The organism is Stenotrophomonas sp. TWI587, from assembly GCF_039674145.1.
GTDB lineage: Bacteria > Pseudomonadota > Gammaproteobacteria > Xanthomonadales > Xanthomonadaceae > Stenotrophomonas > Stenotrophomonas maltophilia_AY.
In genome coordinates this window covers 25,879-49,274 of record NZ_JBDJMW010000003.1, presented here as the reverse complement: position 1 = coordinate 49,274, position 23,396 = coordinate 25,879, and the positions used below count along the sequence as shown (strand labels likewise).

Genomic DNA, 23,396 nt, shown 5'->3' with positions numbered 1-23,396 from the left:
TCAGCGCCCCTCCCCGGTCGGGCGACCGGGACTGGCAGGCTCGGGGGGATCGTCCAGGCGCAACCGGTGCAGCACGCGGCCGTCCGCGCCCAGCACCTCGATCGTCGTTGCCGCCGCGACCGCGGCCGACAACTGTGGCCGCAGCGCCGCCTGCAGCGCCTGCGCGCGTTGCCGCGCCAGCGCATCCTGGCCGGTGGGGGCCGTGAGCTGCAGGCGCCCGCCACCCCGGCTCGACAGTGCCTGTGCGGCGGTGGCGATCACTGGCGCGCGGTCAGCACCCAACTGTGCGCTGCCTGGCGCGAACAACGCCTCGCCCAGTTCGATGCGCGCCGGGCGCGGTGCCCCGGTCGCGGTCGGGGTCGGGCCGGACGTGCTGAGCGCACCGTCGGGCATGCGCACACCGAAATCGAAGCGCGCGGGCAGCCCGGGAGTGATGCGGCGGACCAGCGGATTGGGCGTGGTGAAGCGCGCACCGGACGGCAACGTGGACGGATCCACCTTGAGGATGAAGTTGCGCCCGCGTGCCTCACCGCCGGGGATGCCAACCAGGTGGTAGCGGCCGAAGGCATCGGTTTCCATCAACAGGCCTTCCACCGCCGCGATGCGCACACCGGGGATGCCGCGCTCACCGTCATCCTGGATGCCGTTGCCGTTGCGGTCATCGAACACGCTGCCCACGATCAGGCTCTCATCGAGCAGCGGATCGGTGGTGATCTCCACCTCGGCCGAGGCGACGTTGCCGATCGTGCGGTTCTCCCCGTCGACAGCGGTGATGCGGTTGGTATGCACGCCGGTGCCGGTACCCGCGCCGACGCGCAGGTAGTACACCACCGTGGCCCGTTCACCGGCGGCCACGTCGATGCCATCGATGCGCAGCGGCTGCACCCCGCTGGTGTGTGCGTCGTTGTCGGCGTCGGTCACCGCAAAGCCACCGCGCACGAAGGTGAAGCCCGGCGGCAGCGTATCGAGCAGGGTGGCGCCGTTGGCATCCACCTCGCCGACGTTGTCGATGGTGACGGTGTAGCGCACCAGGTCACCGATCTGCGCGCTGCGCTTGCCGGCCACCTTGGTCAGGCGCAGCACGGCCTGCTGGCCGGCTACGGTCACCGCGACATTGGCCTCGGCGCACAGCGGCGTCGGGATGGACACATCGCAGACCCGGTAGCGGAAGCTGTCGGTACCGGCGAAGTTGGCCGCTGGCGTGTACGTGCACAGACCGTTGGCGCATTGCACGGTGCCGTGCGCAGGCGCTGCCGCGACCTGCAGCGAGGCAGGATCCAGTGGCGCAGTGCGGGCGCTGTCATTGGCCAGCACGTCGATCACCTGCGGTCCGGCGGTGTCGGCTGTCATGGCGTCATCGGCCAGAGTGAGTACGTTCGGGTCGACCATGACCGTGACCGTCGCACCGGCACACATCGCCGGATCAGCCACGTCGCAGACCTGATAGTCGAAGCTCTGCTCACCGGAGAAGTTGGCCAGCGCGGCAAAGCGGATGCGCGCACGCGGCATCACCGTCGCGGTGCCGTAGGGCGGCGCTGCGGTGATGGTCACGCTGACCGTGTCCGGATCGATCGGCGTGCCGTTGACGCGGTCGTTGCCCAGCACGTCGATTTCGATCACGCCGTCCTGCGGGATCTCAACGCGATCATCCGTGGCATCCACGCCCGGCTCACCCGCGATGACGGTGACCGTCACGTTGCCGGTGTCGCAGACGGTGGGCTGGTTGATCAGGCAGATCGTATAGGTCGTGCTGTAGCTGCCCGGCGCCAGCCCTGCCGCGACGTTCACCCAACCGTCGGCGCTGAAACTCAGTGCATTGGTGCTCACCGGCGCGAAACTCACCTGGGTGGGATCCAGCGATGCGGTGTTGAACGTGTCATTGGTGAACACGTTGAGCAGGCGCACGCTGCCGGTGGGGCCGACCGGACCACCACTGTCGTCCACGGCCAGCAGCGCGCCGACCGGGCCTTGGACCCGCACAGTGGCGATCGCGGTGGTGCAGTTGGTCGGCACGCCGTTCTCGCACAGCTGGTAAGCCAGCTGCACCTGGCCGGGCTGCACGCCCGCTGCAACCATGATCTGCCCCTGGTTGTTCATCGTGTAGCCGGGCGTGCTGCCGGTCAGACTGGCGATCACGCTGCCCACGGGCGGCGGGGAGACGTTGTTGAAGCTGTCGTTCTCCAACACCGAGCGGGCGATGGTGCCGCCCACCGCGGGGTCCACCGGGGTGCCGGTGAAGTCGTCGTTGACCGCCAGCACGACGTTGGCCGAGACGGACAGCGTGAGCGTCACGGTGGCATCCCCACACTGCGTGCTGTACGGCGCGGCCAGACAGACGCGGTAGGTGAAGCTCTGTGGACCGGTAACGCCTGCCGGCGCGGTGTAGGTGAACGTGCCATCGGCGTTGAACACCAGACCCGGCAGGGCACCGCTGGTCAGGGTATAGACCGCACCAGGCGCGACGTTGTCATTGAGGCTGACATTGCCCGGGAGCGGCACACCGGCCGGCACGGTGAAGCTGTCGTTCTGCGGGACCGGTGTAACGGCCACGATGATGGTAGCGGTCGTGCAGTTCGTCGGCGCGGCGGCCTCGCAGATCTGGTAGGTGAGCGTGCTGGCACCGGAGAGGGCGCCAACGCCCACCGCGATCGTGCCATCCAGATTGATGCTGAAGCCGGCCGGTGCACCGATCAGGCTGAGCTGCACCGCGCTGCCGGGCGGCGGGCTGACACCGTTGAGCTGATCGTTGTCGAGCACGCTGAGCGATGACGAGGTGCCCGGGACAACATTGGTGAGCACGTCGTCACCGGCCACCAGGGTGCCGTTGTTGATGTTGATGGTGACCGAGGCGATGCCGCAGAGCGTGGCATACGGCGCCGGCAGGCAGGTCTGGTAGCTGAAGCTGACCGGGCTGACCGTGCCCGCCGGAGGCGTATAGGTGAAGCCACCATTGGCGACCAGGGTCAGGCCCGCCGGCGCCGCGCCCTGCACCGTATAGACAGCACCCGGCGGCATGGCGTCGTTGCCGGCCACGGTGTTGCTGAGCGTCTGCCCGACCTGGACCGAGAACGCGTCGTTCTGCGGGGCGGGGCTGACCACGACGGTCACGCTGGCGGTATCGCAGTTGGCCGGGGCCGCTGCTTCGCAGATCTGATACGTGATCGTGGTGACGCCGGACGTGGTGCCACTGGCCACCGTGATGGTACCCGCCGCGGTGATGCTGAAGCCGGCCGGTGCACCGACCAGACTCAACACCACGTCCGCCGGTGCGGGCGGTGAAACACCGTTGAGACTGTCGTTGCTCAACACGCTGCCGCTGGACGTGCTGCCCGGCGCCACGCCGGTGAGCGTGTCATCGCCGGCCACCAGCAGACCGTTGTTGACGTTGAAGGTGACGATCGCAGTGCCGCACAGGCTGCTGTTCGGCGCGGGCAGGCACACCTGGTAGGTGACGCTGACCGGACCGATCACACCGCTGGCCGGGGTATAGGTGAACGTGCCATCGGGCGCGAAGACCAGGCCCGCCGGCGGCGTGCCCTGCAGGCTGAACAGCGCGCCAGGCGGTGTACCGTCATTGATCGCGACCGTATTGCTCAGCGTCTGCCCGGCCTGCACGGCGAAGGCATCGTTCTGCGGTGCGGGCGTGACCACCACCGTGACACTGGCGGTAGCGCAGTTGGCCGGCGCGGCCGCTTCGCAGATCTGATAGGTGATGCTGGTAGACCCGGACATCACGCCGCTACCGACACTGATCGTGCCATCGGGATTGAGGGTGAATCCGCCCGGCGCGCCAACCAGGCTCAACACCACATCGGCAGGCAACGGCGGCGAGACGCCGTTGAGGCTGTCGTTGGCCAGCACGCTGCCGCCCGTGGTCGCCCCCGGCACGACGCCGGTAAGCGTGTCATCGCCTGCGGTGAGTGTGCCGTTGTTGACGTTGAGGGTGACCGTGGCCGTGCTGCACAGGCTGTTGTTGGGCGCCGGCAGGCACGCGCGGTAGATGAAGGTCACCGGGCTGGGCGTGCCCATCGGTGGCGTATAGGTGAAGCTGCCATCCTGGTTGAACGCCAGCCCTGCCGGCGGCATGCCCTGGACGGCCCAGTTGGACCCCGGCGGCAAGCTGTCGTTGGTCGCCACGCTGTTGCTCAGCGACTGCCCGGCCTGCACGGAGAAAGCATCGTTCTGCGGTGCCGGGCTGACGATCACGGTCACCGTGGCGGTGGCGCAGTTGCCCGGCGCGGCAGCTTCGCAGATCTGATAGGTCAGCGTGGTCGGGCCGGCCATGGTGCCGGTCGCAACGCTGATCGTGCCGCTGGGTGTGATCGCGAAACCGGCAGGCGCGCCGACCAGGCTCAGCACCACGCTGGCCGCCGCCGGCGGGGAGACACCGTTGAGGCTGTCATTGGCCAGCACGCTGGCCGCCGAGGTCGTCCCGGGAGCGACGCCGCTGAGCGTGTCGTTACCGGCAAGCAGCGCACCGGTGGTGATGTTGAGCGTGGCCGCAGCGGTGCCGCACAGGGTCGCGTTCGGGTCCGGCAGGCAGGCCTGATAGGTGAACGTGATCGGCCCGGCCGTGCCGCTCGGCGGTGTGTAGGTGAATGCACCGTCCGGCGCGAACGCCAGCCCTGCCGGCGCCATGCCCTGCACAGCGAAGGTTGCGCCACCGGGCAGGCTGTCGTTGGTTGCGACACTGCCGTTCAACGTCTGCCCCAACTGCACGCTGAAGGCATCGTTCTGTGGCTGCGGTGTCACCACCACGGTGACGCTGGCGGTATCGCAATTGGTCGGCGCCGCGGCTTCGCAGATCTGGTAGGTGAGCGTCGTCGGACCCGAGATCACACCACTGGCCACGCTGATCGTGCCGGCCGGGGTGATGCTGAAGCCGGCCGGTGCACCCACCAGGCTGAGCACCACATCCGCCGGCAGCGGCGGGGTGGTGCCGTTGAGCGTGTCATTGGCCAGTACGCTGGCCGCCGAGGTGGCCCCGGCGGCAACGTCGCTGATTGTGTCATCCAGTGCGACCAGCGTGCCCACATTGACGTTGAGCGTGACCGTGGCGGTCGCGCACAGCGCGGCATCCGGTGCCGGCAGGCAGGTCTGGTAGAGGAAGGTGACCGGCCCCGTGGTACCGCCCACCGGGGTATAGGTGAAGGTGCCATCGGCAGTGAAGACCAGCCCGGCCGGTGCAGTCCCCTGCACGCCCCAGGTCGACCCTGCGGGCATGGCGTCATTCGCTGCCACGTTGCCGTTGCTGATCGTGCCGCCGACCTGCACCGCATACGCATCGTTCTGCGGTGCCGGGCGGATCACCAGCGCGACGGTCGCGGTATCGCAGTTGGACGGCGCGGCGGTTTCGCAGATCTGATAGGTCAGGTTGGCCGCACCGGCGACGACACCCGTCGGCACAGTGATCGTGCCATCGGCGGCGATGCTGTAGCCGGCCGGCGCACCGACCAGGCTCAGCTGTACGCTGGCCGGGGCCGGCGGGCTGACGCCGTTGAGCGCATCGTTGCCAAGCACGCTGGGGGTGGCCGTACCTGGCGCGATACCGACGAAGCGGTCGTCCGCCGCCGCCAGCGTACCGAGGTTGACGTTGAGCGTCGCGGTCGCCGTGCCACACACACCACCGTTCGGCGCCGGCAGACAGGTCTGATAGGTGAAGGTCACCGCCCCGGCGGTGCCGGCCGGCGGCGTGTAGCTGAAGCTGCCATCGGCGTTGAACACCAGCCCGGCGGGCGGGGTGCCCTGCACCGCCCAGGTCGAACCGGCCGGCATGCTGTCGTTGGCCGCAACGCTGCCGTTGGTGAGGGTCCCACCGGCCTGCACGGAGAAGGCATCGTTCTGCGGCGCAGGCGCGATCACGAAGCGGATCGCAGCGGTGGCGCAATTGGTCGGCGATGCCGCTTCGCACAGCTGATAGGTGAGCACGGTGGAGCCGGTAGTAGCCGCGGCGGGAACCTGCACGGTGCCATCGTTGTTGATCACGAAGCCGGCCGATGCACCGACCAGCAGCAACTGCACCGATGCAGCGGCCGGCGGGCTCACACCGTTGAGGGAGTCGTTGGTCAGCACGCTCGGCGTGGCCGAGCCGCCACTGACCGGCGCGACGAAGGTGTCGTCGTTGGCAACCACCGCGTTGACGGCGATGGTCAGCGTAGCGGTCGCCGTGCCGCAGATCGCCGCGTCGGGGGCCGGCAGGCAGGTCTGGTAGGCGAACGTGACCGGACCGACGGTGCCTGCCGGCGGCGTATAGGTGAAGCTGCCGTTGCCGTTGAACACCAGGCCCTGCGGCGGCGCCGCCACGCTCCAGATGGAGCCGGCCGGCATGTTGTCGTTGCCGGATACGTTGCCGGTGTTGGCTTGGCCGCCCTGCACCGCAATCGTGTCATCCACCGGGGCCGGTCGAACGACCAGGGTGATGTTCGCGGTGGCGCAGTTGTTGGCCGCCGCGGTTTCGCAGATCTGGTAGCTGAGCGTGATCGCCCCGGTGGGCGCGTCGCCCGCCACCGAAACCGTGCCGCTGGGATTGATCGAGAACCCACTGGGCGCGCCGACCAGACTCAGCGACACACGTGCGGCGGGCGCCGGGCTGACACCGTTGAGCGCATCGTTGTTCAACACGCTGGGCGTGGTGCCACCCGGAGTGATCGCACCGAAGCTGTCATCGCTGGCGACCAGCGCCCCGTTGTTGATGTTGAGCGTGACCGTGGCGCTGCCGCAGACGGCCGCGTTCGGGGCCGGCAGGCAGGCCTGGTAAACGAAGCTGGCCGGGCTGGTGGTGCCGGCCGGCGGCGCGTAGGTGAAGCTGCCGTCGGCATTGAAGGTCACCCCGGCCGGCACGGCGCCGGGCACGGTGTACAGCGACCCGATCGGCATGTTGTCGTTGCCCGACACCGTGCCGCTGAGCGTCTGCCCCGCCTGCACGGCGAACACATCATCGGCAGGTGCAGGCGCAACCACCAGTGCGATGCTGGCGGTGTCACAGTTGGACGACGCGGCGGCTTCGCACAGCTGGTAAGTAAGCGTGGTGGCGCCTGCGGCGGTGCCGGTGGCCACGCTGATCGTGCCATCGGCGGCGATACTGAACCCGGTCGGCGCGCCCACCAGCGACAGCACCACCTCGGTCGCCAGCGGCGTGTTGCCATTGAGCGTGTCGTTGATGAGGACGCTCGGCGATGGCGCGCCCGGCGCCACCGGTGTCGTGAAGCCGTCATCGACCGCCACCAGGGTGCCGCTGTTGACGTTGAGTGTCGTGGTGGCAGTGGCGCACACGGATGCATCCGGTGCGGGCAGGCACACCTGGTAGGTGAAGCTCACCGCGCCGCTGAAGTTCACCGGCGGGGTGTAGGCCACGCTGCCATCGGGGCCGAGCACGAGACCAGCCGGCGCGGTGCCGACCACCGTGAACAGCGCACCGACCGGGGCGTTGTCGTTGGCAGCGACCGAACTGGTCAACGCCTGACCTACCGGCGTGGAAAGCGCATCGTCCACCGCAGACGGCGCGATCACCAGGCGGACCGTCGCGACAGCGCAGTTGGCCGGCGCAGCCGCCTCGCACAGCTGGTAGGTCACATTCCTGACTCCAGCCGCCGTGCCGGGTGCCACGGTCACCGCGCCTTCGGCGGTGATGGCCACCCCGGCCGGGGCACCCTGCAGCGACAGCAGCACATCGGCCATCGCAGGCGGCGTGCTGCCGTTGAGCGCGTCGTTGGCCAGTACCGATGTGGTGGCGCCGCCGGTGATCGGGTTGATCGGCGTCGCACTGAAATCATCGTTGATGGCGGCCAGCGTGCCGGCATTGACGGTGATGGTGGCGCTCGCGGTGGCACACAGCGCGCCGTTGGGCGCGGGCAGGCAGACCTGGTAGGTGAACGTGACCGGGCCGGTGGTACCGACGGGCGGGGTATAGGTGAAGCTGCCATTGCCGCCGAACACCAGCCCCGCCGGGGCGGTACCGGTCACCGTGAACAGTGCACCCGGTGGCACGTTGTCGTTGTCGCCGACGCTGCCGTTGAGCGCCTGTCCGGCCGGTGTGGAGAAAACATCGTTGCTCGCCGAGGGTGAGACCACCAGGCGGATGGCAGCGCTGGCGCAGTTGCTCGGCAAGACGGCCTCGCAGACCTGGTAGGTCAGCACGGTGGCGCCACCGACGGCGGTGGTTGGCACCAGCAGCAGGCCATTGGCATCGAGGGTGTAGCCCGCCGGTGCGCCAACCAGGCTGAGCAGCACACTGCCCGCCGCCGGCGGCGTGGTGCCATTGAGCGCATCGTTGACCAGCACACTGGTGACGGTTGTGCCGCCCGGCGCCAGCGGCGTGGCGCTGAAGTCATCGTCGCGCGCCAGCAGGGTGCCGGCATTGACGTTGATGGTGGCCGTGGCGGGGCTGCACTGGGCACCGTCCGGCGCCGGCAGACACACTTGGTAGGTGAACGTCACCGGCCCGGTGAAGCCGCTCGGCGGGGTGTACTGGAAGCTGCCATCCGGGCCGAACTGCAGCCCGGCGGGCGCCGTGGTGGTCAGACTGAACACCGCACCCGCCGGTGCGTTGTCGTTGGTGCCGACATTGCCAGCCAACAGCTGGCCGGCCGGCGTGGAGAACACATCGTCGAGCGCGGACGGGGCCACCAGCAGCCGGATCTGCGCTGAATCGCAATTGCTTGGCAGCGCTGCTTCGCACAGCTGGTAGGCCAGCGTGACCGAGCCGGCCAGCACACCGCTGCTGATCGTCAAGGTGCCATCCGTGGCCAGCGTATAGCCGGCCGGTGCGCCGACCAGGGTCAGCAGCACGTCCGCCGAAGCAGGCGGCACCGTGCCGTTGAGGCTGTCGTTGGTCAGGACGGAAGCGGTGCTGCCGCCGAGATCGGGAACGATCGGCGTCGTGCGGAAATCATCATCGTTGGCGACCAGCGTGCCCGCGTTGACGTTGATCGTGACGGTCGCACCCGCGCACACCGCAGCATCCGGTGCGGGCAGACAGGCCTGGTAAGCGAAGGTGACCGCACCCTGGGTACCCGCCGGCGGGGTATAGGTGAAGCTGCCGGTCGGGTTGAACACCAACCCGGTCGGCGCCGTGCCGCTGAGGTTGAAGCTGGCGTTCGCCGGCACGTTGTCATTGCCGGCCACGCTGCCGGTCAGCGCAACGCCCACCGGCGTGCTGAAGGTGTCATTGACCACCACGGGTGCCAGCAGCAGGCGTACTGCGGCCGTGGTGCAGTTGCCTGGCAGCGCCGCTTCGCAGAGCTGGTACCTGAAATCGACCGCACCGGCTGCCGCACCGCCGGGCACGGAGATCGTGCCGTTGCTGTTGAGCACATAACCGGCCGGTGCGCCGATCAGGCTGAGGATCACCTGGGCCGGTGCCGGCGGAACCGCACCATTGATGGTGTCGTTGGCCAGTACGCTGTTGGTGGTGCCGCCCACAGCGGGGTTGAGGATCGCACTACGGAAATCATCGTCGTTGGCGACCAGCGTCCCCGCATTGACGTTGAGGGTCACCGTGGCGGTATCGCACACGCCTGCCAGTGGCGCGGCCAGGCACGCCTGGTAAGCGAACGTGGTGGTGCCGGTGTACTGCGCGGGCGGGCTATAGGTGAAGCTGCCATCCGCATTGAAGGCCAAGCCGGGAGGGGATACACCGTTCACGGCAAAGGTGGTGCCCACGGCCGTGTTGTCATTCACCGACACATTGCCGCTGAGCGGGGTGGCGACCTGGGTGGTGTACGCATCGGCCACGGCATCCGGCGCGATCACCACCGCGATGGTGGCGGTGGTGCAATTGCTGGTGCCCGCCTGGCACAGCTGATACGTCAGGCTGACTGGACCCGCCGGAGCGCCCGCCGGCACCTGCAGCTGACCGCTGGCGTCGAGGGTGTAACCCGCCGGCGGCGCATTGATCAACGACAGCGTGGCCTGGGCGGGAGCAATGGCGACACCGTTGAGCGTGTCGTTGCTCAGCACGCTGGCGGTGAGCCCACCGGCACTGGTCAGCGGCGCGGCACTGAAGTCATCGTTGTTGGCAATGATCGTGGCGGCACTGACGTTGAGGGTCACGGTAGCGGTATCGCACACGTTGCCGTTCGGCGACGGCAGGCACACCTGGTAACGGAAGCTGTCCGGGCCGCTGTACGCCGCCTGCGCGGTGTAGCTGAAGCTGCCATCGGCACCGAGAACGACCGTGCCATGTGCGGCCACCGCGAACAGGCTGTACTGCGCGCCGGCCGGTGCGTTGTCATTGCCGACGACAGTGCCCGTCAGAAGGATGCCGGCTGTTGCCGCGAAGCTGTCGTCCACCGCGTCGGGAGCCACCACCAATTGCACGGTGGCCGTCGCGCAGTTGGTCGGTGAGGCCAGTTCGCAGATCTGGTAACTGAAGCTCACCGCGCCAGCCGCCGCACCTGCCGGGACGACCACCTGCCCTGCGGCATTGGCGGTGAAGTTGGTCGGGGCGCCTGTGAGCGTCAACGTCACCGCGGTGGGCACCACTGCCACACCGTTGAGGGAGTCGTTGCCAAGCAGGCTGATCGTAGTGGTGGTTCCCGGCTGCAACGGCGTGGCGAACACGTCATTGACCGCAGCGATCTGGTTGGCCTGCACGTTCACGCTGACCGTCGCGGTATCGCATACACCGATATTCGGCGCCGGCAGGCACACCTGATAGGTAAAGGAATCCGGCCCGGTGTTGGCGTTGGTCGGCGTGTAACTGAAGGTGCCATCGGCATTGACCACCGCGGTGCCACGGGTGGGCGCGGTTCCCAGCGTGTAGGCCGAACCGCTGGCGATGTTGTCGTTGCCGGCCAGGCTGCCGGTTGCCGGTTGTCCGCCACCGGGCGTGGTCACCGTGTCGTTGACCGCGTCGGGGCTGACCACCAGGTTGGCCGTGGCCGCTGCACAGTTGGCCGGCAGCGCGTTTTCGCAGAAGCGGTAGGTCAGGGCCAACGGGCCGGCTGCCGCAGCAGGGGGCACCTGGATGGCCCCGTTGCCGGTGATGGCGAACCCTGCCGGCGCACCCACCAGGCTCATCGTCACCTGGGTCTGCGGCACCGCGCCACCATTGAAAGTGTCATTGGTCAGCACGCTCGGGGTGAGCCCGCCCGCACCGGACGGCAGGGGCGTGGTGAAGGTGTCATCGGCGGCCACCAGCGCATTGGCATTGACGACGATCGAGGCCGTGGCGGTGGCGCACACGCTGCCATTCGGCGCGGGCAGGCAGACTTGGTATTGGAATGAGGTGGCTGCAGCGATGCCACCGGCCGGTGCGTAGGTGAAGGTGCCGTTGCTGTTGATGGTGAGGCCGGCCGGCGGCGTGCCGATGGCAGTGAAGATTGCGGCGGCTGGCGCATTGTCGTTGCTGCTCACGGTGCCACTGAGCGAGGCCGCGCCCCCGACGGCATTGAAGCTGTCATTCACCGCTGTCGGGGCGACGATGAAGCTCGCCGTGGCGGTCGCGCAGTTGGTCGGCGAGGCGTTTTCGCAGATCTGGTACGTCAACGTGGTCGCGCCTGCGGCCGCACCCGCAGGCACCGTGATCACGCCTGCGCTGTTGATGGTGAAGCCAGCGGGTGCGCTCTGCAGCGCGATGATCAGATTGGCGCCATTGACCGGCGCGCCGTTGAGGGTGTCGTTGGCCAGCACCGTGGGCGTGCTGCCACCGGTGGCCGAGGAGATCGCGGCGGCGAAGGTATCGTTGTTGGCTACCAGTGCATTGGCCTGCACCGGAATCGCCGGCGTGGTGGCGCTGTTGTCCCCCGGGGTCGGATCGGTCGTGCCGGTGGGCAGCAGCAGAGAGACCGTGTTGGCCGGTACCGTGGCCGGGGTGCTGGTGGGTGCAGTCCCGTTGACCAGCAGCACCACGCTGTCGCCCACGGCGACGTTGACCTGCACGTTGATCGCATTGCCGGTGCCACTGGCCTGCGCGCACGCGGACGCACCAGTACTGCCCTGGCAGGTCCAGACGACATTAGTCAGCAACGGCGAGACGTTGTCGACCACAGCCACGGCCGAGGTCACCGACGGGCCTGCGTTGCTGACCTGGATGCGGTACTGCACCGCACCGCCCGCGGCCACCGGCGTGGCGCTGAGCAGCGTCTTGGTCACGCTCAGCTGTGCCTGCAGTGCCAGCGCATTGGTGTCGGTAGCACTGTTGTTGCCGGGCGTCGGATCGGCCACGTCGGTCGGCGCGGTGATCGTGGCGGTGTTGTTGAGCGGATTGGGGTAACTCTGCGCCAGCAGCAGCGATGGCAGCAGCAACGCCAACAGGGCCACCGCATGCGCGATGCCGGCCGAAGCCAAGCGTACCCTGCGATGCGTGCCGGTAGCTGCCATGCGTTCATCCTCGAAAGCGGCCAACGGCCTTGGTCGGTCCGTTCGGCTGTGGTGGTCCTGTCCATCCCGGCGCAGGGCGAACCCTGCGCTGCACGCGATGCTGCTCCCGGCGCTAGTACGCGCCGGGACTGCTGCTGAAGCTGACCGGTACGCTGATCGTGGCCTGCCCCCCATTGATGAGATTCACCCCGACATTCACGGCGTTGCCACCCACCGCACCCCCGCTCGCCGCGGCACAAGTGCTGCCACTGGTGGCACTGCAGGTCCAGGCGCCACGCAGCGTGGTGCCGTTGGGCAGGCTGTCGGTGACCACGGCGTTGGTCACGGCATCGGGCCCGTCATTGCGGACCAGCAAGGTGTAGGTCGCGGTGCCGCCCGGCGTGTAACTGCTGCTACCGTCACTCTTGGTGATCGACAGATCCGCCTGTCGCGTCCGGTTGGTGATCCGGCAGATCAGCGTCACCGCGGTAGCCGTCATCGCCGGCGCCTGCAGCGTGAAGCTGCCTCCGGTGCCAGAGGACACCACGGCGTTGTTCTGGTCGGTGCACTGCCAGGTGCTGGCGTAGCGGGTGAGCGTGGTGCCGGCCGCAGCAGCTTCAGCCAGCGCGTAGCTGCCACCGGGCACGGTGATCACCGCCGCGGTGGCACCGTTGTTGCCCACGTTGCTCGCCGAGCCGACGGTGCTGCCGTTGTAGGTGATGGACAGATTGAAGCGCCCGGTATCGCTGGTCGGTTGCAGGTCCTTGACCAGCTGCAGTGTCGCCGCGCACGCCTGGGTGATGCCTTCGACGGTGAAGACCGCCTGGCCGATGCGGATGCCGAGCAGCGCCAGCAGATTGTCGACGAGCCCGCCCAGCAGCGCGGTCAACACGGGCGTGACCAGCGCATTGACCTGTGTGCGGATCGGCGTGAGCAGCGTGTTGACGATCCCGTTGACCAGGTCTGCTACCGGCAACGGCAAGGCGATGCCGCCCAGCAGCGTGACTGTAGGGTTGCCACTGGTGACCTGGATGCTGAGCGAATTGACCAGAGTGGACACCATGGTCGCCGCACTGACGGTACCGGCGCTCAACGTGCGTGTCTGTGGATAGGGCCCGGTGAAGCTGGCGCTCTGCAGCCCCGGCGTGGCCGTGGCGAAACTGCGGATGCTGACCGTCAGCGGGATGGTGATATCGGCAATCGGCGTGAGCAGACCCAGCACGTTGGCCGACACACGCACCCGCACGCTGAGCGAGGTCAGCGTGGCGGCCGTCAGCGCGCTATCGGTGAGCACCGTGCTGCGGTTGAAGAACGTGGCGTCGCTGATCTGGCCTACATACAGATTCACCAGGCCGGGACGGGCCTGCAGGGTGACCGCGTTGCCCACCAGGTTGATGGCCGAGATCGTGCCTTCCGCGCGGGCGACATCGGCGTACACCTGCAGGTGCAGCACATCAGCACTGACACTCGTGTTGGAGAGTGTGACACCCAGCAGGTTGAGGCCACTGAGCGCTGCGCTGAGCGTGCCGGTGTTCAATCCCTGCACCAGATCCAGATCGAGCTTGATGCGGATCGCCGCGCTGTGGAACGCCGCACCGACCGCACCGCAGTTGTAGACAGGTGGCTCGATCACCTGCGCCCACAGGCGCACATTGGCCACGCCGTTGAGCCCGAGCGCAGCGGTGTTGACGGTGATGGGCGTGGGCGTGGTGAGCACGTTGCGGAAGTTGTAGAGCTGCACGCTGCCGGTGAGCAGGTCCAGCACGTTCAACCGCACTGTCGCCAGCGAACCGGTCGGCAGGGCGATCTGAAGGATGTCGGCCAGACGGATGCTGCCGCTGGTGCCGGCCACTCCCAGCGGGAGCGCGTTGAGCACGTTGGCCGCTGCGATCTGTCCGTCGGCCTGCAGCACCTGCACCATGGCCGCACGCAACTGGCCGAGGGTGATGTTGGTGTTGAGCACCTGGCTGGGATCACTCACCACCACGCCGCCGTTGAGTTGGGTCAGCAGCGCGTTGAGATTGATGTTTGCACCAGCCAGATTGTTCCAGTCGGCCGCGCTCAGGTTGAGGGTGGTGCCGGGAAGCAGGGCGTTGAACAGCAGATTGAGCACCGGACTCTGCGTGGAATCGATCGATGCCAGCCGCGGCCCGGCACTGATGCAGGCGCCGGCCGTACATGCCGACTGGGCATTCACTGAAGAAATAACGCCACTTAATGCGAACAGCATCACAAATAATGCGGTTTTTGCGATGAAACTGAATCGCCTTAACGCGAGCTTCACAGCAGAAACTTTATCCATCGGCCATCCCCTGCGTCCTGGCCGAAGCAGCCTGTCACCGGCCGGTGGGTACCGACCATGATCGACAGGGCATCGGCCTGCTTCCGATGTTTTGGATATCCCGGCGCGTCATGGCCGGCTTGAGGGATTAACTACGTGCACGGATGGAAACCGTCAAACCGGCCACATCCAGTACAGGGGGAAGTTTCACTGTCGGCTCGCGGTTTCTCGGTGGACCGCTTAGTGCGACAGTGGCGGCAAGTAATTCTGTACAGAGTAGGAAAAGAATCACTGCCCGGTAAGTATCGATAACCATCCACCGATCAAGGAACGAGAAAGGGGAAGGCCATGTTGGCGATGTCGGATCGAATTCGCGCAGCACGCACCAGTGCAGGGATGTCACAAACACAGTTGGCCGTGGAAACCGGCGTCAAACGCAGTGCGGTCGCGCAATGGGAACGTCGCGGCGGGACGCACCCGAGTGTGTCGCACCTGGCACATATCGCCGTCAGTACGCGCGTCCGCTTCGAGTGGTTGGCCACGGGCCGTGGCGTGTGCAAGGCCAGCGGCGAAGAACTCACCGTGAACACGCCCGTGCAGGACTACGTGCGTGATGACCTGGAGGGCAACGTGCTGTCGCTGCTGCGGCGTCTGCCACCCCGCAAGCGGCAAGTCGCGCAATCCATCATCGAGATGCTCGTCGTGTAGCCGAGCATCGTCGCTCGTCAGGCCGGCAGATCCAGCGCAGCGCGCGGAGGCAGCGACCAGTCGATGCTGCCGTGGCCGCGGCGTTGCAGGTATTCGTTGGTCATCGAGAAATGCCGGCACCCCAGAAAGCCGCGATGCGCCGACAACGGTGACGGATGCGGTGCCTTGAGCACGCGGTGCCGGCTGGTATCGATGACCTTGCCCTTCTGCTGGGCGTAGCTGCCCCACAGAAGGAACACCAGGCCCTCGCGCTGGCGGTTGAGGGTATCGACCACGTGGTCGGTGAAGCCCTCCCATCCGCGCCGCTGGTGCGCACCGGGGCTGCCCGCTTCCACGGTCAGCACCGCGTTGAGCAACAGCACGCCGCGATGTGCCCACGGCAGCAGGCACCCGTGGTCCGGACGCGGAATGCCCAGATCGGCCTCGATCTCTTTGTAGATGTTCAGCAGCGACGGCGGCACCGGCACGCCCGGCATCACCGAGAAACTCAGGCCATGCGCCTGTCCGTAGCCGTGATACGGATCCTGGCCCAGGATGACAACCTTGACCTGGTCGAAGGGTGTGGCATCGAACGCGGCGAACATCTGCGGGCCCGGCGGAAACACCTGTGCACCGGCGGCTTTGCGCTGTCGAAGGAACGCGGAGAGCTCACGCATCTCCGGGCGCAGCAGGTAATCGCCGATACGCGCCTTCCAGCTCGGCTCGAGCTGGATGCTGGGGACTACATCGTCATTCATCGCAATACAGGTTTGTCGTTGAGGCGGGACAGGCGCAGCTGGAACAGCACCTTGGTGATGAGCAGCCGTTCTTCGATCGGCTTCTGCACCAGATCGTTGGCACCGGCCTGCAGCAGGCCGGATTGATTATGCGGGTTGCCGTCACCGGTCATCACCAGCACCGGCAGGCGGCGCTTGCCGTAGCCGAAGTCCACCCGCACGCGCTGCACCACATCGCGGCCACTGAGCTCGCCCTTGAGCGTGACATCGGTAAGCACCAGATCGATGCGGTGGCTGCTGCGGCCAAGCGACTCGGCAGTGAGCAGCGCGAAGGCGTCTTCAGCCGTCAGCACGTGCAACACGTTCAAGCCCTGCCGTTCGAGCATGCGCTTGGTCGCCTCGGCGACGACACGGCTGTCTTCGACATACAGGATCGTCGCGCCCGGAATCGTCTCCGGTTGCACGTAGCCGCGAATGAAGGTGGCCAGTGCTTCGTGGCCGAGCGCCTTGTCGAAGTAATCGGTGACGTACTCGGTGAAGCGGCGCTGCTCCAGATGCTGCTGCGCATCGCCGGAGACCACGATGACCGGCACGTAGGCCTGGCCCGCCGCGTCGCGCACGATGCGCGCCAGGTCCAGCCCGTCGCCATCGCTCAGGGTGAGCGAGGTAGTGACCAGGCTGACCGGACCGGCATCCAGTGCCGCACGCGCCTCGGCGATGCTCGCGCAGCCCACCACCTCCACCGCCGGTAGTTCGCGTTGCAGCACATCGGCAATCAACTTGCGGACCAGCTTGGAACCATCGACGACCATCACGCGCGGCGCATCGTCGGCGAGGTGCTTCAGGACTTGCGGGCGCATGCGGGCCTCAGGTTTCGGTCGGACGGGTCTGGCGCAGGAAATGCCCTGTCACCAGCCAGGCGCCCAGCCAGCCCAGCACGACGGTGCCAAGCAGCACGAACGACGAATGCAGCAGATCCAGACCATGCAGCACGAACGGGCTGCCGTAACTCTGCGAGAGCGCCGCCAGCGGCGGGCGCAACGCCAGCCCTGCCGCGCCGATCAAGGCCAGCGCGACGGCACCGGCGCCCAGGCCGTACCACGCACCCAGATACAGGAACGGGCGGCGGATGAAGCCATCGCTGGCGCCGAGCAGCTGCAGCACCCCGATCTCATCGCGGCGGGCCTGGATGTCCAGACGCACCGTGTTGCCGACCACCAGCGCGGCCCCCAGGCCGAGCAGGACCGACAGCACCTGCACCAGGCGCGTACCGAATCCAAGCCAGCCATCCAAACGCTTGCGCCACAGCGCATCGTGCTGGACCAGATCGGCCTGCGGCAGACCCTCCAGCGACTGTGCCAGGCGTGCGTCATCGGCGCCCTCGCCCGGCGTCACGATCAGCAGGGTCGGCAGCGGGTTGTCATGCAGCGCATCGATCGCTTCACCCAGCCCTGCGCTCTCACGCAGCTCGGCCAGGCCCTGCTCGGGGGTCTGCACGGTGACGTTGGCCACATCGGCGCGGCCGCGCAGGGTCTCGGCGACCTGGCGGGCCGCATCGGCCCCGGCATCGGTCTTGAGGAACAGGTTGATGTCGCGCGACTGCTGCACGCTGCCGGCGAAGTGCTTGAGGTTGTCCAGCGCGATCGACAGGCCCAGCGGCAGGGCCAGCGCCAGTGCCATGACCATCACGGTCAGCAGGGTCGCCCACGGCTTGCGCCACGCGCGGCCGAGACTGAAGACCACGCTGTGGCCGTGGTGATGCAGCCACACGCCCAAGCGCGATGGCGCGGCGGTTTCTTTGGTCACCGGGGTATTCATTCGGCCAGGTCCTGCGGCGAGATGTCATCGACCAGGCGGCCGTGGTCCAGGATCAGCACGCGCTTGCGCATGCGCCGCAGCAGGGCCAGATCGTGGCTGACCACCAGCACACTGGTGCCGCGGTCGGGCAGCTCGGCGAACAAGGCCATGATTTCCGCTGCCAGCGTCGGATCGAGATTGCCGGTCGGCTCATCGGCCACCAGCAGCTTGGGCTCGCCGACAATCGCGCGGGCGATGCCAACGCGCTGCTGCTCACCGGCCGACAGCTGCGAAGGCAGGGCTTTTTCGCGATGGCCCAGGCCCATCCGTTCGAGCACCGAGCGCACGCGCTTGCCGATCTCGTTGCGGCGGGTACCGCGCAGGATCAACGGCAGGGCGACGTTCTCGGCGATGCTGCGGTCCATCAGCAGGCGGTGGTCCTGGTAGACCGCACCGACTTCGCGTCGATGCCTCGGAATGCTGCCGCCGCGCACCTTCAACAGGTTGCGCTCATCGAAGATCACCGCGCCGCGGCTGGGCCGCTCGTCGAGATGGATCAACTTGAGCAGGGTGCTCTTGCCGGCACCGGAATGACCAGTGACGAACAGCATTTCCCCGGGGGCGACATCGAAGCTGACGTCCACCAGTGCCTGGTGGCCGCCGGCATATTGTTTGCTGACATTGTCAAAACGCAGGACGCTCATCCCCTGATTATGCAGGACGAGGGTGGCGCGTAGGTAACGGCAGCCTGATGGGGGCTGATCGGTAGAGCCGGCCAGCGGCCGGCGCTACCTCATCCGCCAGGTCTTACGAACCGGACAGCATCCGGCGGATCTTGCGGCCCAGGCGGGTCAGGAACGACGCGCCCGGATCGGCGGCCGGCGTACCGCGCATCGGCTTGGCCGTCACCTGCACCGGGGTCACCGGGCCGGTGGCTGTCGCGCCTTCGGCACCTTCGACCGGGCGGCCGTGGCGACGACGACGACGCTTGCGCGGCGCGCGCTCACCTTCCACTGCCGGGCTGCCGTCGGCAGACGGGGCGGCGGTCGGTGCGAGCTGCGGCGTGGCCACGGCATCGGCGGCGGCAGCCACCGGCTGCTCGCCCTCCACGCGCGGCTTGCGTTCGCGGCGCGGTTTGCCATCGGCACTGCGCTCACCCGGTGCACGGCGCTCGCCGCGGCCACCGGACGGCTTGCCGCCACGGCTGCTGCTGCCGCCGCCACGACGCTGCTCTTCGGCGGCACGCGCTTCGCGCGCTTCGCGGAAGATCTGGCCGACGCTCTCGTTCTCGTCGCCCTCGGCATCAACCTCGCCTTCCGGCGACGGTGCACGCGGCGCGCGCGGAATCGGGGTCAGGATTTCGCTGGTGACCGGCTCGACCGGGATCTTCTGCTCGATGTAGGCCTCGATGTCCGGCAGGCCCATGGCGTAGCGCTCGCAGGCGAAGCTGATCGCATCGCCTTCTTCGCCCAGGCGCGCGGTACGACCGATACGGTGAACGTAGTCTTCCGCATCGAACGGCAGGTCGTAGTTGTAGACGTACTTGATGCCGTCGATGTGCAGGCCGCGGGCGGCGACATCGGTGGCCACCAGGATTTCCAGCTGACCCTTCTGGAAGCGGTTGAGCAGGCTCTCACGCTTCTTCTGCGGCACATCGCCGGACAGCACGCCGACGCGGTAGCCGGCCTTTTCCAGCGAGCGCGCCACGCGCTCGACGAACACCTTGGTGTTGACGAACACCATGGTGCGGGCGCCTTCGCTGCGCGAGAGCAGGCCCAGCAGCAGCGGGATCTTCTCTTCGTCGGCCGGGAAGTAGATGCGCTGGCGCACGCGGGCGGCGGTGATGGATTCACTTTCCACTACCAGCTTCTGCGGCTCGTTCATGTGCTCGTAGGCCAGCTCCAGCACGCGATGGCTGAGCGTGGCGCTGAACAGCAGCGTCTGGCGCGTGGTGCGCTCGGGCATGCGGCGCAGCAGGAAGCGGATGTCCTTGATGAAGCCCAGATCGAACATCCGGTCGGCTTCGTCGAGCACGCAGATTTCGCAGGCGTGCAGCGAGACCACCTTGTGCTGCTTGACGTAATCGATCAGGCGGCCCGGGGTGGCGATGATCACGTCCACGCCCTGCTGCAGGATCTCGCGCTGCTTGTCGTAATCCACGCCACCGTAGACCAGCGCGAAGCGCAGGCCGAGGTCGGAGCCGAACTTCACGGCGTCCTTGTGGATCTGGATGGCCAGCTCGCGGGTTGGCGCCAGGATCAGCGCGCGCGGGTCTTCCGGCTTGCGGTCGGCCAGCGCCGGGCGGGTCAGCAGGCGGTTGACCACGGCGACCAGGAAGGCCAGGGTCTTGCCGGTACCCGTCTGGGCCTGGCCGGCGACGTCGCCGCCGGGCAGCGCGACCGGCAGGGTCAGCGCCTGGATGGGCGTACAACGGGTGAATCCGGCTCCTTCAAGGCCGGCCTGCAGGGCCGGGTGCAGCTCGAAGGAGGAGAAGGTCAAATCGGTCAGCGGTTTGTCGCTCATGAGTCCGTCTTGGTAAGGCCAGCCGGCAGAGGTGCGGGTGGCTTGCATCATCTTGGGGGGCACCGTCGCAAACGGCCCCTGCGCCGGGATTGGCGGGGCCGGACTCGGGTCCAGGGCGCCGCGCAATGCCCCAGTTTAGCGCAATGTCGGCCTCAAACCGGGACCTCCGGTCGCACCACACCTTGAGAATCCCCGACATCAGGGCGTTGGGCGGCCGTGGCCGTGTGTGAACGGCCTCTAGACCCCACGTTCACCGGCCCTGCCGCCGGTTGAACAGCCCCCTCCCTTGGACTGGAACCCAAGGGCGTGGTGCCACATATCTGACGTGACCGCCCCGCTTGGAGAGGGGGACGATCACGGGATGCTTCTTTCCAACCAGCGTCTGTCCGGTCACGGCGATAGCGGTACACTTTGCCCCGTGAGCGTCCAGGCATCCGCCGAACGCACCGCTGGCCGTTCGCGGCCACGAGGCACCAGACGAGGGTGACGCCCGGTTGGCGTTGCCCAGGTTCAACTTCCTCCGGCCCTGCCGGGTGCATTACCAGACGAGAAACCAAGATGAGCGACAAGGTTGTACATGTCGGCGACGCCGACTTTGATAGCGCAGTGCTGAATTCCAAGGAACCGGTGCTGGTCGATTTCTGGGCCGAATGGTGTGGTCCCTGCAAGATGATCGCCCCGGCGCTGGACGAACTGGCCGACGCCTACAACGGCCGCGCCAAGATCGCCAAGGTCAACGTGGACCAGAACCGCGCCCTGGCTGCCAAGTACCACGTGCGTTCGATCCCGATGCTGCTGGTGTTCAAGGACGGCGAAGTCCAGGCGCAGCAGATCGGTGCCGTCGGCAAGGCCCAGCTGGCCGGCATGCTCGACAAGGCCCTGGCCTGATCGCAGCAGGCAGCCGGCCCCGTCCGGCTGCCACGCGGGCCCGTCGCCCGCATGAATGACCCTGCCCCACCCGGCTTGCGCGCCGCCGCGAGCCGGTGTTAGTGTCGGCATATCCGGCCGCATTCGCGCGCCGCATCTTCTGGACGTCGTTTCCTTCCAGATCCTTTCCCAACGTTCGCCGCCCTGCCGGGCGCTCGCACCTTCTAGCGAGGAATCCAGCACTTGTCCGATATCACTACTTCCGAACCCGGGAGCGCCGACGCGCCCGCCGAGAAGCGCGTGCGCAAGCCGCGCGTCGCCAAGGCCGCCGCCAACACCGCTGCCGACGCAGGTTCTCCCCCCTCACAACCCGCTCTGCCTCTGGCTGCCGCGTCTGACGCGCCGGCGCCGGCTGCTGCTCCTTCGGCAGCCCCGCAGGCATCGGCACCGGCAGCTCCCGCCGGTGGCGACGCATCGCCCTCGCAGGGCGGTGGTCAGCAGGACACCGGCGACGGTGGCCAGCGCAACCAGAATGGCCGTCACCAGAATCAGCAGGGCGGGCAGAACCCGTACCAGCAGGGTCAGGGTCAAAACCAGGGCCAAGGCCAGGGTCAGGGCCAAGGCAACCGCCGCGACCGTTTCCGCAATCGCCGTGACCGCAACCGCGGTGGCGATCGCTACAACGATGACGGCATGCCGCAGGACAACGGCGAACAGCAGCCGTTCGTGCGCAGCCAGCAGGCCAACGTGCCCGAAGGCTTCCCGGTCTATTCGCTGAGCGACCTCAAGCGCATGCCGGCACAGAAGCTGCTGGAAATCGCCGAGCAGCTGCAGATCTCCGAAGGCGTGGCCCGTGCCCGCAAGCAGGACGTGATCTTCGCCCTGCTCAAGGTGCTGACCCGTCATGGCGACGGCGTTGCCGCCGACGGCGTGCTGGAAATCCTGCCCGACGGCTTCGGCTTCCTGCGCGCGGCCGAAGCCAGCTACCTGGCCGGCCCGGACGATACCTACATTTCGCCCAGCCAGATCCGCCGCTTCAACCTGCGTACCGGCGATCACCTGTCCGGCCGCATCCGCTTCCCGAAGGACGGCGAGCGCTACTTCGCGCTGTCGATCGTGGACACCATCAACGGTGAGCCGCTGGAAGCGTCCAAGAACAAGGTGCTGTTCGAGAACCTGACCCCGCTGTTCCCGCGCAAGCGCTTCACCCTGGAACGCGGCAACGGTTCGTCCGAAGACATCACCGGCCGCATCCTCGATCTGATGGCACCGCAGGGCAAGGGTCAGCGTTCGCTGATCGTCTCCCAGCCCAAGGCCGGTAAGACGATGATGATGCAGCAGGTGGCCACGGCGATCACCACCAATCATCCGGACGTGCACCTGATCGTGCTGCTGATCGATGAACGCCCGGAAGAAGTGACGGAAATGCAGCGCACCGTGCGCGGCGAAGTCATCAGCTCCACCTTCGACGAGCCAGCCGCCCGTCACGTGCAGGTCGCCGAAATGGTGATCGAGCGTGCCAAGCGCCTGGTCGAGCACAAGAAGGACGTGGTGATCCTGCTCGACTCGATCACCCGCTTGGCACGTGCCTACAACAACGTCGTGCCGAGCTCCGGCAAGGTGCTGACCGGTGGTGTGGATGCCAACGCCCTGCACCGCCCGAAGCGCTTCTTCGGCGCCGCGCGTAACGTGGAGGAAGGCGGCAGCCTGACCATCATCGCTACCGCGCTGGTCGATACCGGCAGCAAGATGGACGAGGTGATCTACGAAGAGTTCAAGGGCACCGGCAACAGCGAAGTGCACCTGAGCCGTCGCATCTCTGAAAAGCGCGTGTTCCCGGCGATCGACATCAACCGCTCCGGTACCCGCCGCGAAGATCTGCTGATCGAACCGGAACTGTTGCAGAAGATCTGGATCCTGCGCAAGCTGCTGCATCCGATGGATGAAATGGCTGCGATGGAGTTCCTGCTCGACAAGATGAAGAACACCAAGTCCAACGACGAGTTCTTCGGTTCGATGAAGCGCTGATCGGCGCGCCATCCGGACAGGAAAAGGCCCCGCACTGCGGGGCCTTTTTTGTATCGCCGCGCCGGCCTGGCATCGCAGGCTTGACCCTTGCAGGGCAGAATCCGCAATAATCCCCCTGAGAGACTTGTAGACCGCCCGGGGGCGGGGTCGACGGGTGACCTGCGCAGGACGCGCAG

At 67.3% G+C, this 23,396-nt stretch carries 11 protein-coding genes; 4 read left to right on the top strand and 7 right to left on the bottom strand.

Annotated features, from left to right (window positions below):
• Both ABE464_RS05900 and ABE464_RS05895 read right to left on the bottom strand, forming a co-directional pair.
• Complete coding sequence (locus tag ABE464_RS05900; RefSeq protein ID WP_346471169.1) at nt 1-12,321, bottom strand: Ig-like domain-containing protein; 12,321 nt, start codon at nt 12,319-12,321, stop codon at nt 1-3.
• Nucleotides 12,322-12,433: 112 nt separating this feature from the next.
• Entirely contained in the window at nt 12,434-14,413 is a 1,980-nt protein-coding gene (locus tag ABE464_RS05895; RefSeq protein ID WP_346471168.1) for a hypothetical protein, read from the bottom strand.
• A 10-nt stretch (nt 14,414-14,423) separates the two neighbouring features.
• Here ABE464_RS05895 and ABE464_RS05890 point away from each other — a divergent pair, with 10 nt between their 5' ends.
• Both ABE464_RS05890 and ABE464_RS05885 read left to right on the top strand, forming a co-directional pair.
• A complete protein-coding gene (locus ABE464_RS05890; RefSeq protein ID WP_346471167.1) occupies nt 14,424-14,663 on the top strand; it encodes a hypothetical protein in 240 nt (79 codons plus the stop codon).
• 266 nt (nt 14,664-14,929) lie between these two features.
• Nucleotides 14,930-15,289: a helix-turn-helix domain-containing protein gene (locus ABE464_RS05885; RefSeq protein WP_346471166.1), complete on the top strand. Its 360-nt coding sequence runs from the start codon at nt 14,930-14,932 to the stop codon at nt 15,287-15,289.
• A gap of 17 nt (nt 15,290-15,306) precedes the next feature.
• Here ABE464_RS05885 and ung read toward each other — a convergent pair whose 3' ends face one another.
• From ung to rhlB, 5 genes are all read right to left on the bottom strand, one after another.
• Nucleotides 15,307-16,026, bottom strand: coding sequence for a uracil-DNA glycosylase (gene ung, locus ABE464_RS05880; RefSeq protein ID WP_346471165.1), 720 nt, complete (start codon nt 16,024-16,026; stop codon nt 15,307-15,309).
• Entirely contained in the window at nt 16,023-16,865 is an 843-nt protein-coding gene (locus ABE464_RS05875) for a response regulator (RefSeq protein ID WP_123729990.1), read from the bottom strand. Before ABE464_RS05875 ends, ung begins: the two co-directional genes overlap by 4 nt.
• Nucleotides 16,866-16,872: 7 nt before the next feature.
• Nucleotides 16,873-17,823 (bottom strand): permease-like cell division protein FtsX, encoded by a 951-nt coding sequence (ftsX, locus tag ABE464_RS05870; protein ID WP_313211330.1) that lies wholly within the window; start codon nt 17,821-17,823, stop codon nt 16,873-16,875.
• Nucleotides 17,820-18,506 (bottom strand): cell division ATP-binding protein FtsE, encoded by a 687-nt coding sequence (gene ftsE, locus ABE464_RS05865; RefSeq protein ID WP_019183511.1) that lies wholly within the window; start codon nt 18,504-18,506, stop codon nt 17,820-17,822. Before ftsE ends, ftsX begins: the two co-directional genes overlap by 4 nt.
• A 103-nt stretch (nt 18,507-18,609) precedes the next feature.
• Entirely contained in the window at nt 18,610-20,325 is a 1,716-nt protein-coding gene (gene rhlB / locus ABE464_RS05860; protein ID WP_346471164.1) for an ATP-dependent RNA helicase RhlB, read from the bottom strand.
• A gap of 558 nt (nt 20,326-20,883) precedes the next feature.
• Here rhlB and trxA point away from each other — a divergent pair.
• Together trxA and rho are read left to right on the top strand one after the other, a co-directional pair.
• Entirely contained in the window at nt 20,884-21,213 is a 330-nt protein-coding gene (gene trxA / locus ABE464_RS05855) for a thioredoxin TrxA (protein ID WP_019183509.1), read from the top strand.
• Between the two features lie 222 nt (nt 21,214-21,435).
• The gene (gene rho / locus ABE464_RS05850) at nt 21,436-23,220 is read left to right on the top strand and encodes a transcription termination factor Rho (RefSeq protein WP_346471163.1); all 1,785 of its coding nucleotides are present in this window, start codon (nt 21,436-21,438) and stop codon (nt 23,218-23,220) included.
• Nucleotides 23,221-23,396 lie beyond the last annotated feature (176 nt).